The organism is Mycolicibacter sinensis (genome assembly GCF_001667945.1).
Lineage (GTDB): Bacteria > Actinomycetota > Actinomycetes > Mycobacteriales > Mycobacteriaceae > Mycobacterium > Mycobacterium sinense_B.
Window position 1 is genome coordinate 17,872 of the sequence record NZ_LZJK01000031.1, and the last position, 14,775, is coordinate 32,646.

A 14,775-nucleotide genomic window follows, 5' to 3' on the forward strand; every position below is an offset into this window, starting at 1 on the left:
CACTGTGCTCACCTCCGATGACGAGGATATCGGCTAGAGCAGGCGCAGGCTCACCAGCTGTAACGGCGCCACCGCGGCGCGTCCACCCATCTCGGCCAGCTCCAGCACCACCGCCGCCGCTACGACCTCGGCTCCGGCGCGCTCCAAGAGCCGCCGGGTGGCGGCCAGCGTGCCGCCGGTGGCCAGCACGTCATCGAGGATCACCACCCGCCGGCCGGCCAACGCGATGCCGTCGGCCGGGATCTCCAGCACGGCGTGGCCGTATTCGAGCTGGTAGGACTCCGAGAGCACCGGTGGCGGCAGTTTGCCGCCCTTGCGGACTGCCAGCGCACCCACCCCGAGCCGGGCGGCGACCGCCCCGGCCAGCAGGAATCCGCGCGCGTCGATGCCGGCCACCACGTCGGCCCCGGCTGCGATCCGGGCCAGCGCGTCGGTGACCGCGGCCAACCCGGCCGCGTCGGCGAACACCGGGGTCAGGTCTTTGAACGCGATTCCCGGCGCGGGGAAGTCGGCCACCTCGCGGGTCAACGCGGCGACGATCTCGGCGACCTCATCGTCGGCCGGGCTCACTATTGCGTCACCCTTCCAGGGACCAGCGGTCCATGTTCCAGCCGGCGCCCCAGCGGGTGGGGTTGGCGGCCACGCCGTACGTCTTCTTCGACGACAGCAGGGTGCGCTGTTGACGGTACAGCGGCAGGGTCGGCATGTCGGCCCACAGCACCGGGGCGCTCTCGGCCAGCAGCCGCACCAGCTCGGCCGGATCGGCGGTGACCGCCAGCGCGGAGATGATGCCGTCGATCTGGTCGTTGTGGTAGCCGGACAGGTTGTTGCCGTTGCCGCTGAACAGCTCGTAGGCGTCCATCACCGACGACCCGGTCGAGCCGCTGCCGGTCGACCCCCCGGTGCTCGCCAGCAGGACGTCGATCTGCCCCTCCCGCAGTGCCTGCGGCCCGATGCTCTCCGATGCCACCTCGGTGACGGTGATACCGGCCGCCGCGCACGATCCGCCGATCGCCCCGACGACGGCGGCCAGCCGGGTGTTGGGTGCGCGGTAGCCGATCCGCACCGTCAGCGGTTTGCCGGCGAGGGCGTCGCGGGCCGCGCGCGGATCGGCGTGCGCGAACTGCTGGGCCTCGGGCACGTTCTCGGCTTGGTCGAACGCATCATCGATGGCGGTGTTCAGGCGCGAGTTGACGATCGGCACGCCCGCGTCCCGAGCGATCACATCGCGGGGGGTGCACAGCGCCACGGCCCGGCGCGCCGGCGTCTCCGACAGCGGCCCGGACGGGGCGAAGATCAGCTGCTCGATACCGCCGGACGGGGTGTCGCTGCTCTGATAGTCGTCCGGGGTGATCAGGGATCCCGCCGACCCGGTCGCCACGTCGACGACCTCCACCACGCGTTTGTTGACCCGATCGGCGATGTCGGCGCCCTGCGGCCACACCGTGATCCGTTTGGTGACCGGCTTGGCGCCCCACCACAGGTCGTTGGCGACCAACACCACGGCGCCGCCGTCGAGCACCGCGTCGATTTTGTAGGGCCCCGACGACGGGAAGTTGCGCAGGTCGACATTGTGGTCGAGCTGCCAGGTGGTGTTCCAGGCCGCGGCAACCTTGCCCATGACCTCCTCGACCGGTCCCAGCCGGCCCTGGACGGCCTCGGTGACGTTGAAGCCGAGCTTGTCGCTGAGGATGTGCGACGGCATCATCGACGTCGCGGTGAACAGCTCCTCGTAGTCGACGATGTTGCGGTCGGGGAAGAACGACACCCGGGCCTTCTTGGCGCCGGGCTGGCAATCAATGTGCTCGATGTCGAGGTAGCCGGCCCGGCTGGCGGCGTCGAAGCCGCCGAACCGCCCGGACTGAGCCGCCCAGGCCAGCACCAGGTCGTCGCAGGTGACCGGCTTGCCATCGGAATAGACCGCCGCGTCGGCGATCTGGTAGTCCAGCACCAGCGGGGCGCGTCCCACCACCGAGATGCTGCCGAAGTCGTGGTCGGTGACGATCTGGCCTTCGGGTCCGTGGTAGCCGAACCCGGTCAGGGTGCGGGAGAACGCCTGCGGCGCCGCCGAGGCGGCACCGGCCACCGAGGTGGTGTTGTAGGTGGGCAGGCCGCCGTCGACGGCGTAGTCGATCTGGTCGACGGTGGCGCTGGTGCACGCCGACACCGACCAGGCACCCAGCGCGGTGGCGACCGCCACCAGCAGGGCCGCCGCAGGCCGACAGCGGGCCGCCATCGTCCGTTACCGTCCGGCGCCCGGCTTGCCGCTCGGACGCTGGCTGCGCCGGCTGGTGGGTCGTACCGGCTTGGCGCCCGGCGCCGGGGCGGCCGGTGCCGGGGCGGGGGTGGCCGCGACCGCGGTCGCCTCGTCCTCGTCCTCGATCTCGGCGGTGTCCTCTGGGCCGTCCACGGGCGCCGGTGCCGACTTGACACCGGTCGCGGCCTGGCGGCGCCGCATCACCCGGCGGGTGTGGTTTTGCACCAGCTCGGTGCGCTCCCGCAGGGTGACCAGCAGCGGTGTGGCCAGGTAGATCGACGAATAGGTGCCGACGATGACCCCGACCAACTGCACCAGCGCGAGGTCCTGCAGGGTGCCCACGCCCAGCAGCCACACCGCGACCACCATCAGCGAGATGATCGGCAGCGCCGAGATCAAGCTGGTGTTGATCGAGCGCATGAAGGTCTGGTTGACCGCCAGGTTGGCCTCTTCGGCGTAGGTGCGCTTGTTCTTGTGCTCGAAGTCGTGGGTGTTCTCCTCGACCTTGTCGAACACGATGACGGTGTCATAGATAGAGAACCCGAGGATGGTCAGCAGCCCGATCACGGTGGCCGGGGTGACCTCGAAGCCGACCAGTGAATACACCCCGGCGGTGACGGCGACGTCGAAGACCATGGAGATCATCGCCGCCAGGGTCATGTACCACTCGTAGCGCACCGTGATGTACAGCGACGCCAACAGCAGGAACACCACCAGCGCGATCACGGCCTTCTGGGTGATCTGGGCGCCCCAGGTCTCCGACACCGCCGAGTCGCTGATCGCCTGCCGGCTGGGCTGGCCGTCGGGCCCGACGGGCTGGAAGGCCTCGAACAGCGCGTCCCGCAGCTTCTCGGTCTGCTCGTTGGTGAGCGTCTCGGCGCGGATCTGCACGGTCGCCGACGAACCGTTGCCGACCACCACGACCGATTCGGGGCTGTTGCCCACGCTGCTGCGGAAGACCTCTTCGACCTGGGTGACGCTGGTGTCGCCCCGCGGGAACGACACCTTGGTGCCGCCGGCGAAGTCGATACCGAAGGTGAAGCCGCGGAGCAGGATGCTGGCGATCGCGATCGCGACCATCGCGCCGCTGACCACGTACCACATCCGCCGCTTGCCGATGACCTCGAACGCGCCGGTGCCGGTGTACAGGCGCGACAAGAAGCTGTGCTTCGGCGGCCGCGGCGTGCCGGGGGTTTTACGGGCCGTCTCCTCGACGGCGCGGGTCTCGGTGAGTTCGACCGCGTCGGTGTCGTTGGTCGCGGACTTCGTCGCGCGCTTGGTGCTCGGTTTGGCCATCTGGCTATCCCTGTCCCGTCGACTGGGCGGTCACCCGCGCGCCCGTTTTGGCTCCGGATCTGCCGCCCGGTCTGCTACCCGCCCTGGCCACCGCGCGCCGTTCGCGGGCGACCTGCTGCACCGCGCCGAGGCCGTTGTAGGCCGGCTTGGCCAGCGTCGGCGACTTGGACGCCAGGTACACCAGCGGCCAGGTCACCAGGAACACCACCACCAGGTCCAGGATCGTGGTCAGCCCCAGCGTGAACGCGAAGCCCTTCACCTGGCCGACCGCCAAGAAGTACAGCACCGCTGCGGCCAAGAACGTCACCGCGTTGCCGGACACGATCGTCTTGCGCGCCCGCGTCCACCCGCGCGGCACCGCCGAGCGGAATGAACGGCCTTCCCGGATCTCGTCCTTGATGCGTTCGAAGAACACCACGAACGAGTCGGCGGTGGTGCCGATACCGATGATCAGACCGGCAATACCGGCCAGGTCGAGCGTGTAGTTGATGTATCTGCCCAACAGCACCAGGATCGCGTACACCATCGCCCCGGCAAGCACCAGCGACAACGCGGTCAGCACCCCGAGCACCCGGTAGTAGAGCAGGGAGTAGACCAGCACCAGCGCCAGGCCGATCGCACCGGCGATCAGACCCGCCTGCAATGAGGTCATTCCCAGTGTGGCCGAAACGGTTTCGGCCTCCGAGGCCTCAAACGACAGCGGCAACGACCCATACTTCAAGACGTTGGCCAGCTGCCGCGCCTGGTCCTGGGTGAAACCTGGTGAGCCGCCGGTGATCTGGGTGCGTCCGCCGGGGATCGCCTCCTGGATCTGCGGCGCGCTGACCACCTGCGAGTCCAACGTGAACGCGGTCTGGGTGCCGATGTGGGCGGCGGTGTAGTCAGCCCAGATGTCGGCCGCGGCGCTCTTGAACTGCACCTGGACGATGTTGGCGCCGCTGCGCTGGTCCATGCCCGAGCTGGCGTCGGCGATCTGGTCTCCGCTGATGATCGACGGCGCCAGCAGGTATGCGGTCTGATGGTCCTGCGAGCAGGTCACCAGCGGAAGGTCCGGGTCGTCGTTGCCGGCCAGGATGTCTTCCTTGTCGCACCGGTTGGCCTGGATCTGCAGGGCCAGTGCCTGCACCACCTTGTTGTCGCTTTGCCGCAGTCGCTTTTCGGCGGCGATGCGCGCCGCCAGACCCTGCGGTTGGCCCGGCTGACCAGGAATGGGGGGCATGCCCGGCAGCTGCGCCCCGGGGTTCGGCGCCTCCCCCGGCTGGTGGGCCGGGATCTGCGGGCTGCCCGGAGCGGTGGTTTCGGTGGTTTTCTCCGGGCCGGGGCTGTCGGAGGTGGTGCCCGGCGACGGGGTCGGCTCCTGGGGATAGGGCCTGGGCTGCGCCGGTGGCATCAGGGGCTGCTGCGGAAGCGACTCGCCGCTTCCACCGAAGGAGCCTTCACCGCCGGCCCCTCCCGGCAGGCCCTGTTCACCCGAACCGGACTGGCCGCCGGTGGCCGGCGAGCCGGGCACGCCGGGGTTTCCGCCCGGGACACCGGGCACTCCCCCGGGCATGCCGGGAATTCCACCGGGAACACCGGGGACTCCGCCTGGAACTCCGGGAACGCCCGGCGGCAGGCCGGGCCGCCCGGGCCCGCCGGGAAGGCCAGGCATCTGGCCGCCGCCGGCCTGCTTGGCTTCCTCCACCGACACCCCGCTGATCACCGGCCGGATGTAGAGCCGGGCCGTCTGTCCCAGGGTGCGCGCTTCGTTGCCGTCACTGCCGGGCACCGTGATGACCAGGTTGTTGCCATCGATGATGACCTCGGACCCGGACACCCCCAGGCCGTTGACCCGGGCACTGATGATCTGTTGCGCTTGGTTGAGCGCGTCCCGGGTCGGGGCGGAGCCGTCCGGGGTGCGGGCGGTGAGCGTCACACGGGTGCCGCCCTGCAAGTCGATGCCGAGCTTGGGTTCGGCCAGCTTGTTCCCGGTCAGGAACACCAGCAGGTAGACACCGATGAGCAAAGCCAGGAACACCGCCATATTGCGGGCAGGGTGCACCGGCGCCGAAGGCGATGCCACGTTGTTGAGTCTCCTTCGCTCATTGCACGATGCGCTCTGGCGATCGTCGGGGCTGGTCCGCGCCGGGTCCGCTCGCGACGATCAGTTCGACTGCACCCGCAAAGGGTACGTGCCCGGCCGGCAAGCTCGGTCGTTGGGCAGGCGTTCCGCGCGTCGGCGCTCAGGCGCCTTCGGCGGCCTGCTCGACCGCGGCCTCGGCGGTGACGTCCGCCGGCTCGATCTTGTCCCGAATCGCCAGCTTCATCCAGGTGGTCACCACGCCATCGGCGATCTCGAGGTCGACGTCGTCATCGGTGATCCGGGTGATGGTCCCCTGCAATCCGGAGGTGGTGTGGACCCGGTCGCCCACCCGCAGCGACTCGTGCAGGTCGATGGTGGCTTGCATCGCGCGTTTCTGCCGCCGCGAGGCGAAGAACATGAACGCGCCCATCACGATGAGCAGCGGCAGGAAGGCAACCATTTGGTTCATGACAGCAATCGATCTTTCGAGTTGTTCGTTTCTTGGTCTTCGGCACCGGGCCGGGTATGACGGGCCGCTGTGATGACAACAGTGTGCCATTGTGTGGCGCGAGTGGACGCCGGTACCGCTGTCGGCCGCTTAGGCTGTGGGGGAATCCGGGGGCAGATTCTCAAGAGAAGGTGGGCCGATGAGAAGCATTGCATGTGGTCTGGCTACTGCCGTCGCGCTGGCGGCAGCTCCCCTGGCGGTGGGCGCAATCGCCATGCCCGCCATCGGGTCGGCGGAGCCGCTGAACTGCCCGGGCGGGCAGTACTGGGAGCCGAGCACCAACACCTGCATGCCCCTCGGGCAAGGACCGACGCCGCTGGACTGCCCGGGCGGTCAGTATTGGGAGCCGAGCACCAACACCTGCATGCCGCTGGGCCAGGGACCGACACCGTTGGACTGCCCGCCCGGGCAATGGTGGAACCCCTTCGGCAACGTCTGCCGGCCCCTCGGCCAGGTGTGAACCGTGCCGCCGCTGCCGCAGAGCCGTCACCTGGCCACCGAGATCCCCGGACCTGGCTCGGCGCGGCTGGCGCAGCGTCGCGCGGCGGCCGTGGCACGTGGGGTGGCCAGCACCATGCCGGTCTACGCGGCGCGCGCCGCCGGGGGCATCGTGGAGGACGTCGACGGCAACCGGCTGATCGATCTGGGTTCGGGCATCGCGGTGACGACCGTCGGCAACGCCGCACCGCGGGTGGTCGACGGGGTGCGCGAGCAGGTCGGACAGTTCACCCACACCTGCTTCATGGTGACGCCGTATGAGGGGTATGTGGCCGTCGCCGAAGCGCTGAACCGACTCACTCCCGGCCGCTACGAGAAGCGCTCGGTGCTGCTCAACTCCGGTGCCGAAGCTCTGGAGAACGCCGTCAAGATCGCCCGGGCCTACACCCGCAAATCCGCGGTGGTGGCGTTCGATCACGGCTATCACGGCCGTACCAACCTGACGTTGGCACTGACGGCCAAGTCGATGCCCTACAAGAGCGGATTCGGGCCGTTCACCCCCGACGTCTACCGCGCGCCGACGTCCTATCCCTACCGGGACGGGCTGATCGACAAGGAGTTGGGCAGCGACGGCGAGCGAGCCGCCGAGCGCACTATCGGTGTCCTGGAGAACCAGATCGGCGCCGAGAACCTGGCCGCGCTGGTCATCGAACCGATCCAGGGCGAGGGCGGGTTCATCGTCCCCGCGCCGGGTTTTCTGCCCGCGCTGCTGGCGTGGTGCCGCGACAACGACGTGGTGTTCATCGCCGATGAGGTGCAGACCGGCTTCGCGCGTACGGGGGCGATGTTCGCCTGCGAGCACGAACCGATCGAGCCCGATCTGATCTGCACCGCTAAGGGCATCGGCGGGGGCCTGCCGCTGTCGGCGGTCACCGGTCGCGCCGAGATCATGGACGCCCCACAGGTCAGCGGCCTGGGCGGGACGTTCGGCGGCAACCCGGTGGCCTGCGCGGCAGCGCTGGGCGCGTTCGCCACCGTGCAGGCCGAGGATCTGGTCGGGCGGGCCCGCCAGATCGAGCGGTTGGTGTTCGAGCGACTGGGCCGGCTGCAGGCCGACGACCACCGCATCGGCGACGTCCGCGGCCGCGGCGCCATGATCGCCGTCGAGCTGGTGCGGCCCGACGGTGCCGAGCCGGACCCGGCGCTGACCAAAGCCCTGGCCGCCGCGTGTCATCGGGCCGGCGTGATCGTGTTGACCTGCGGCACGTTCGGCAACGTGTTGCGGCTGCTGCCGCCGTTGACCATCAGCGACGAGCTGCTCTCCGAGGGGCTGGATGTGCTGGCCGGTGAGTTGGCCAAGCTGTAGCGGCTACTCGAATAGCCCCTGTTGTCCCAGTCCCCCGGCCCCGGCCGGCGGCACCATGCCCAGATGCGTCCAGGCCGCCGGGGTGGCGACCCGGCCCCGCGGAGTGCGGGCGATCATCCCGGCGCGCACCAGGAACGGCTCGCAGACCTCCTCGACGGTGGCCGCTTCCTCCCCGACCGCCACCGCCAGGGTGGACACCCCGACCGGGCCGCCGCCGAAACTTCGGGTCAACGCCGACAGCACCGCCCGGTCGAGGCGGTCCAGGCCCAGTTCGTCGACGTCGTAGACGGCCAGCGCCGCCTTGGCCACGTCGGGAGTGATCACCCCGTCGGCGCGCACCTCGGCGTAGTCGCGCACCCGGCGCAGTAGCCGGTTGGCGATGCGCGGGGTGCCCCGGGACCGCCGCGCCACCTCGGCAGCGGCCTCAGCGCCGAGCTCGATCCCGAGGATCTTCGCGGATCGGGCCAGCACCCGCTGCAGCTCGGTCGGCTCGTAGAAGTCCATGTGCGCGGTGAAACCGAACCGGTCCCGCAGCGGGCCGGTCAGCGCACCCGAGCGCGTGGTCGCACCGACCAGGGTGAACGGCGCCACTTCCAGCGGAATCGATGTCGCGCCGGGACCTTTACCGACCACGACGTCGACCCGGAAGTCCTCCATCGCCAGGTAGAGCATCTCCTCGGCGGGCCGGGCGATGCGGTGGATCTCGTCGATGAACAGCACGTCGTGCTCGACCAGATTCGACAGCATCGCCGCCAGGTCTCCGGCGCGTTCCAGCGCCGGCCCCGAGGTCACCCGCAGCGAGCTGCCCAGCTCGCTGGCGATGATCATCGCCAGCGAGGTCTTGCCGAGGCCGGGCGGACCGGACAGCAGGATGTGATCCGGTGTGCCGCCACGGTTTTTGGCGCCCTCGATCACCAGTTGCAGCTGCTCGCGCACCCGGGGCTGACCGATGAACTCGGCCAGGCTGCGCGGACGCAGCCCGGCGTCGATATCGCCCTCCCCGACCGTCAGCGCCGGGGACACCTCGCGCGGGGCGGCCTCGCCGGGGTCGCTCACTTGGTCTTCCCCAGCCGGCTCAACGCCGTCCGCAGCGCGTCGGAGGTGCCGGCGTCCGGATTCTCGGCCAGCACCTTGTCGGTGGCCTCCTCGGCCTGCTTGGCGGCAAAGCCAAGGCCGACAAGGGCTTCGATGACCGGCGCGCGTACTGCGTGACCGTTGACGACGGTACCCTCGGACGCCGCCACCGGACCGATCTTGTCGCGCAGTTCCAGCACCAGGCGCTCGGCCCCGCGCTTGCCGATCCCGGGGACCCGGGTCAGCGCGGTGACATCGGAGTCGGCGAGCACCCGGCGCAGCGCGGCCGCGTCGTAGACCGCCAGCGCGGCCAGCGCGATCTTGGGACCGATTCCCGACACCCCGATCAGCGTCAGGAACAGATCGCGCGCGTCAGCGTCGGGAAAGCCGTACAGCGTCATCGAGTCCTCGCGCACGATCATCGCGGTGACCAACCGGGTTTCGCTGCCGCGGCGCAGCGTCGACAGCGTCGCCGGGGTGGCCATCAGCTTGTAGCCGACGCCGGCCGCCTCGAGCACCACGTGGTCGAGGGCGATGTCGATGACCTCACCGCGTACCGAGGCGATCATCTGCGCCGCTCCTCCTCATCGCTCCGCAAGCTCCGCTCTGCATCGTCGCCGGCGGTCATCTGCGCCGCTCCTCCTCATCGCTCCGCAAGCTCCGCTCTGCATCGTCGCCGGCGGTCATCTGCGCCGCTCCTCCTCATCGCTCCGCAAGCTCCGCTCTGCATCGTCGCCGGCGGTCATGCCCGGGCCGCCTTGAGCTTGGCGGTGTAGCGGCGCCGCTGCTCGGCGGCCAACGCCTCGGCGGCCGCCATCCGGGCGATCATCGGGGCCCGCCAGCAGTGGCAGATCGCCAGCGCCAGCGCGTCTGCCGCATCAGCGGGGGTCGGTTTCTGTTGCAACCCAAGGATTCTGGTGACCATCGCCGTCACCTGCGCCTTGTCGGCCGAACCGTTGCCGGTGACCGCGGCCTTGACCTCGCTGGGGGTATGGAAATGCACCTCGATGCCGCGCCGGGCGGCCTGCAGCGCGATCACCCCGCCGGCCTGGGCGGTGCCCATCACGGTGGAGACGTTCTGCTGGGAGAACACCCGCTCGACGGCGAGGACGTCGGGCCGGTGGGTGTCCAGCCAGTGCTCGGCGGTGTCGCTGATGGTCAGCAGCCGCTGCGGCAGGGACTGGTCGGCCGGGGTGCGCACCACATCGACGTCCAGCGCGGTGACCTGGCGCCCGCGGCCGCCCTCCACGACCGACAACCCGCAGCGGGTCAGCCCGGGGTCGACGCCCATCACCCGCACCACACGCTCCCTACCCTAGTGAACACCTGTTCGAACACTAGCGGTTGGAGCCGACACCGCCCGGCAGGACACGCGGGGGCGCAGGCGCTACTCGGACTCGAGCGCGGCCAGCACCTCGTCGGACAGGTCCACGTTGGTCCACACGTTCTGCACGTCGTCGCTGTCTTCGAGCGCTTCGACCAGCTTGAACACCTTGCGGGCGCCCTCGACGTCGACCGGAACGCTGACCGACGGCTGGAAGCTCGCCTCGGCCGACTCATAGTCGATGCCGGCATCGACCAGCGCGGTGCGCACCGCCACCAGATCGCCCGGCTCGGAGATCACCTCGAAGCTCTCCCCCAGGTCGTTGACGTCCTCGGCACCGGCATCGAGCACCGCCATCAGCACGTCGTCCTCGGTCAGCCCGTTCTTGTCCAGGGTGACCGTCCCCTTGCGGCTGAACAGGTAGGCGACCGAGCCGGGGTCGGCCATCTGCCCGCCGTTGCGGGTCATCGCCACCCGCACCTCGGACGCGGCCCGGTTGCGGTTGTCGGTCAGACACTCGATGAGCACCGCCACCCCGTTGGGCCCGTAGCCCTCGTAGGTGATGGTCTGGTAGTCCGCACCACCGGCTTCTTCACCGGCACCGCGCTTGCGGGCCCGCTCGATGTTGTCGTTGGGCACCGAGTTCTTCTTGGCCTTCTGGATGGCGTCATACAACGTCGGATTGCCCGACGGGTCCCCGCCACCGACGCGGGCTGCGACCTCGATGTTTTTGATCAACCGGGCGAAGTTCTTGCCGCGGCGTGCGTCGATGACGGCCTTCTTGTGCTTGGTGGTGGCCCACTTGGAATGGCCGCTCATGCACTACCTCTTCTTCTCGCTCGCAAAGTCAGCCTGATGAGTCTACGCGTGCACCCCCAGCAGCCCGAGGTGGCGCAGGTCGGCGACGTACTTGAGGATCAGCGCCTCAGACAGGTGCGGCACATCGCGGGACTCGCCGATCTGGGCCTGTTGCACCGCGGCGCGAAACTTCCCGGCGGGCGCGTGCCGGCCCGACACCGGCTCCGGGTGGGCGTAGGCGTCCAGCAGCGGCAGCACCGAATTCTTGCGCTCGTGCTCCGGCAGCGCCTGCATCGCGGTTTCGAACCGGGCCAGCCAATCGGCGTAGTCGTCGATCCGCTCGATCGGCTGGCCGTCGGCGATCAGCCAGTCGACGAACGTGTCCAGCGAGATGCCGTCGTCGTAGGTGTTGAGCACGTTGTAGGTGTGGAACCCAGCGGTGCTGCGCTCGCCGAGGGTGGTGATCGCCTCGGCGGTGAAATCGGCGGGCAGCCCGTCGTAGTGGGCCCGCTGCCGGTTACCGGCGGCGTCAAGCTGATAGAACGATCGCGGGGCGATTCCGGTGACCAGCAGGCTCAACATCAGCCGGGTGAACATGTCGGTCACGTTGAGCTGCCCGGAAAAGCGACTGTGCGCCAGGATCATGTCCGACCGGAACACCGCCACACCCAACCCGCACACGTCGTGCGCCTCGGCCAGCAGCACCTCCCCGGCCCACTTGCTGGTGGCGTACCCGCCGGCGTAGGAGCTGTCCAGCGACCGCGCCGGGCTGGCCTGCCGCACGTCGATGTCCTCGCCGACGAAACTGCCGTCGGGCAGCGCGGTCACCGCGACCGTGGACAGGTAGGTGACCGGCTTGAGTCGGGTGCTCAGGGCCAGTTTGACGATCTCGCCGGTGCCGACCACATTGGGACCGAACAGCTGGCTATACGGCAGGACGTGGTTGACCATGGCCGCGGCGTGCACGATCTGATCCACCGAGCCCGCCAGCCGGGCCCAGGTAGCGGTGTCCAGGCCCAGATTCTCCGCTGCCAGATCCCCGGCCAGCACTTCCAGGTGCTGATCGGCCAGGGCGCGGAAGTGGTCGCACAACTCGGCGTCGCCGGTGTCGATGGCCGCCTCGATGCGTTGCCGGGCCGCGTCCGGGTCGGCGCCACGCACGATGCAGATCAGCGTGCCGCCGCGCGGCGCCAGCCGTTGCAGCCACTCCAGGCACAAGAAGCGCCCGAGGTACCCGTTGGCGCCGGTGAGCAGCACCGTGTTGGCCTCACCCGCCGCTGCGGCCAGGCCGGGCGCGGCGGCCAGCGTTGCGGCGTCGATGAGTTTGTCCAGGCTCAAGTCCGCCGCCCGGGCCACGGTGGCACCCCGGCCGTGCACCGAGGCGAACGTCGGCCGGCTGCCGTGGGCCGAATCGCGTTGCCCGTCAACGTATCCAGCGATTGCGGCCAGTGTCGCGGTAGGGCTGACGATGGTCTGCACCGGCACGTCGATGGCGAAGATTCCCTCCAGCAGGGTGGCGAAGGAAAACGCCGAAAGCGAATCGCCGCCCAGGTCAATGAATTTGGCGTCTGCATCGAATGACGCGTCATCGGCGGGCAGTCCCAGGGTAGCGGCCGCGGCGCGGCGCACGGTATCGATCGTCGGCCGCTCGCCGGCTTCGGCCCGCAGCCGCTCGAGCTGGTCGTCCTGGCCGGCCGCGAGTTGGTCGTAAAGGGCGTTGAGCTGCTCGCTGTAGCGTGCGGTCAGCGCCGGCCGCAGCAATTTGCCGACTCCCGACAGCAGCCCGTTGTCGCGGGTGAACGGATTCGTTTCGAGCAGGAAATCCCGCGGTACCTCATAGGCGTTCAGCTCGGCGTCGGCGGCGATCTGCTGCAGCGACCCGGCGATCAGCGCGCGCGCGTCACCGTCACCGACGGCGTCGGCGTTCGGCACGATCACCGCGAGCAGAAAGGGCTGCTCACTGGACCCGTACAGGAAGATCTGCCGGATATAGGGGCTGGTGGAGTAGGTGGCCTCCAGTCGCGACACCGCCACGAACTCGCCCTGCGAGAGCTTGATGACGTTGTTGCTGCGGTCCAGATAGACCAGGTGATCGGGGCCGATCTCGGCCATGATGTCGCCGGTCTTGTAGTAGCCGTCCTCGTCGAAGATCTGCGCGGTCAGTTCGGGATGGCGGTAATAGCCCGGAATCAGCAGCTCCGACTTGAGGTAGAGCTCACCACGCGGATACGGCCGGTCGGTGGTGAAGTATTCCAGTTCGGGCACATCGACCAGCTTGTAGTCGGTCACCGGCGGGCGTTTGATGATCCCGTTGCGCATGATGCCGCCGCCGGTCTCGGTGGAGCCGTAACCGTCGCTGACGGCGATGTCGAGCATGGATTCCATGAAGGCGTGCACCGTCTTCGACAGCGGCGCGCTGCCGCACATCGCCGAGATCACCCGCCCGCCCAGAAACTCTTCGCGCAGTTCGGTTTTCACCTCGGTGGCCAGCTCATCCGCGCCGCGCCCACCGGTAGGCCGCTGATCTAGCTCTTTGCGGTAGCGCCGGTAGATCATGTCGCACACCCGCGGAACCAGGTTCAGCCCGGTGGGGCGTACCAGCGTGATGTCGTCGAACAGGGTGGACATGTCGCTTTTGGCGGCGAAGTAGCCGGTGCCGCCGGCGGCCAGTGTGGCGATCAACCACTCCAGACCGAACACGTGCGACAGCGGCATGTACTGCAGGTGGATCGCCGGGATCGGCTGGCCCACATCCACCGACGGGCCGCGGGGCCGCTGCCAGATGCTGGTCATCATGTCGGTGGTGTACATGGCGCCCTTGGGGGTGCCGGTGCTGCCGGAGGTGTAGATCAGGGTCGCCAGCGGGTTGTCCCCGGCGGCCGGGATGAAGGGCGGGGCCGGCGCCAGAGTGCTGCCGCTCTCTAGCTCGTCGGACAGCGGCACCACGTCCAGGGCCCGCCCGGCCGCGACCAGCCGGGCGGTGCCGGCCTGGAAACGCGCACGCTGGTCGTCGTCGGCGGCGTTGTAGTCGAACACCACCAGCCGCCGGATCGACGGTGACCCGAGCACCACGTCGACGGCGGTGTCCAGCGATTCGACGCTGGTGGCGAAGATGTGCGGCTCGGTCTCGGCGACGATGGGCGCCAACTGGGCGGCGGTCGAGCTGGTTTGCAGCGGCACGAACACCGCGCCCGAGCGCGCGCACGCCAGCGTGATCACCGCGTAGCCGACGCTGGTGAACCCCAGCACCGCCACCCGGTCGCCGGGGCCGAATCCGGGCACCACCGACCGCCACGCCGTGGCCAGGGCGGCGACCCGGTCACCGAGCTGCCGGTAGCTGATGGTGTCGAAGCCGGCCAGCAGTGTGGTGGTGTTGCGGCCGCTGGCTTCACTGCGGGTGACTTCCCGCGCCCGTTGGCCCAGCGCCGGGCGATCGGCGTAGCCACGCAGATAGGTGTCGATGACTTCCCAGAGCCGTAGCCCCGGTCGGTGGGCGGCGTCGGTGATCGCCGGCGAGGGCGCCGCGGCCCGAAACTGGGGATCGGTCCGGTTCAGCGTGTCGATGCGGTACGACAGGCGCTGTTGGCGGTCGGCTCCGGCGGTCATGGCGGGCGAGATACCCGCTGGCGGGCGCGCAGAAACGGCCTGCCGG

The 14,775-nt window shown here is 69.5% G+C and carries 12 protein-coding genes; 2 read left to right on the forward strand and 10 right to left on the reverse strand.

The window, feature by feature from the left end:
• Positions 1-33 precede the first annotated feature (33 nt).
• From A5694_RS03045 to yajC, 5 genes are all read right to left on the reverse strand, one after another.
• Complete coding sequence (locus A5694_RS03045; RefSeq protein ID WP_064920374.1) at positions 34-570, reverse strand: adenine phosphoribosyltransferase; 537 nt, start codon at positions 568-570, stop codon at positions 34-36.
• Between the two features lie 7 nt (positions 571-577).
• Positions 578-2,236, reverse strand: coding sequence for an ABC transporter substrate-binding protein (locus A5694_RS03050; protein WP_064920375.1), 1,659 nt, complete (start codon positions 2,234-2,236; stop codon positions 578-580).
• A gap of 6 nt (positions 2,237-2,242) precedes the next feature.
• Positions 2,243-3,553 (reverse strand): protein translocase subunit SecF, encoded by a 1,311-nt coding sequence (secF, locus tag A5694_RS03055; protein ID WP_064920376.1) that lies wholly within the window; start codon positions 3,551-3,553, stop codon positions 2,243-2,245.
• A 4-nt stretch (positions 3,554-3,557) separates the two neighbouring features.
• Entirely contained in the window at positions 3,558-5,615 is a 2,058-nt protein-coding gene (secD, locus tag A5694_RS03060; RefSeq protein WP_064920377.1) for a protein translocase subunit SecD, read from the reverse strand.
• Positions 5,616-5,775: 160 nt separating this feature from the next.
• A complete protein-coding gene (gene yajC / locus A5694_RS03065; protein WP_064920378.1) occupies positions 5,776-6,084 on the reverse strand; it encodes a preprotein translocase subunit YajC in 309 nt (102 codons plus the stop codon).
• Positions 6,085-6,262: 178 nt separating this feature from the next.
• Between yajC and A5694_RS03070 the strand changes: the two genes are divergently transcribed.
• Positions 6,263-6,583, forward strand: coding sequence for a hypothetical protein (locus tag A5694_RS03070; protein WP_064920379.1), 321 nt, complete (start codon positions 6,263-6,265; stop codon positions 6,581-6,583).
• 3 nt (positions 6,584-6,586) lie between these two features.
• Positions 6,587-7,927, forward strand: coding sequence for a 4-aminobutyrate--2-oxoglutarate transaminase (gene gabT / locus A5694_RS03075; protein WP_064920380.1), 1,341 nt, complete (start codon positions 6,587-6,589; stop codon positions 7,925-7,927).
• A gap of 3 nt (positions 7,928-7,930) precedes the next feature.
• Here gabT and ruvB read toward each other — a convergent pair whose 3' ends face one another.
• From ruvB to car, 5 genes are all read right to left on the reverse strand, one after another.
• Positions 7,931-8,983 (reverse strand): Holliday junction branch migration DNA helicase RuvB, encoded by a 1,053-nt coding sequence (gene ruvB, locus A5694_RS03080; RefSeq protein ID WP_064920381.1) that lies wholly within the window; start codon positions 8,981-8,983, stop codon positions 7,931-7,933.
• Positions 8,980-9,570, reverse strand: a complete 591-nt coding sequence (gene ruvA / locus A5694_RS03085; RefSeq protein WP_064920382.1) for a Holliday junction branch migration protein RuvA — start codon at positions 9,568-9,570, stop codon at positions 8,980-8,982. Before ruvA ends, ruvB begins: the two co-directional genes overlap by 4 nt.
• A gap of 173 nt (positions 9,571-9,743) precedes the next feature.
• Positions 9,744-10,301: a crossover junction endodeoxyribonuclease RuvC gene (gene ruvC, locus A5694_RS03090; protein ID WP_064920437.1), complete on the reverse strand. Its 558-nt coding sequence runs from the start codon at positions 10,299-10,301 to the stop codon at positions 9,744-9,746.
• An 87-nt stretch (positions 10,302-10,388) separates the two neighbouring features.
• Entirely contained in the window at positions 10,389-11,144 is a 756-nt protein-coding gene (locus tag A5694_RS03095; protein WP_064920383.1) for a YebC/PmpR family DNA-binding transcriptional regulator, read from the reverse strand.
• 42 nt (positions 11,145-11,186) lie between these two features.
• Positions 11,187-14,729, reverse strand: coding sequence for a carboxylic acid reductase (gene car / locus A5694_RS03100; RefSeq protein WP_064920384.1), 3,543 nt, complete (start codon positions 14,727-14,729; stop codon positions 11,187-11,189).
• Positions 14,730-14,775 lie beyond the last annotated feature (46 nt).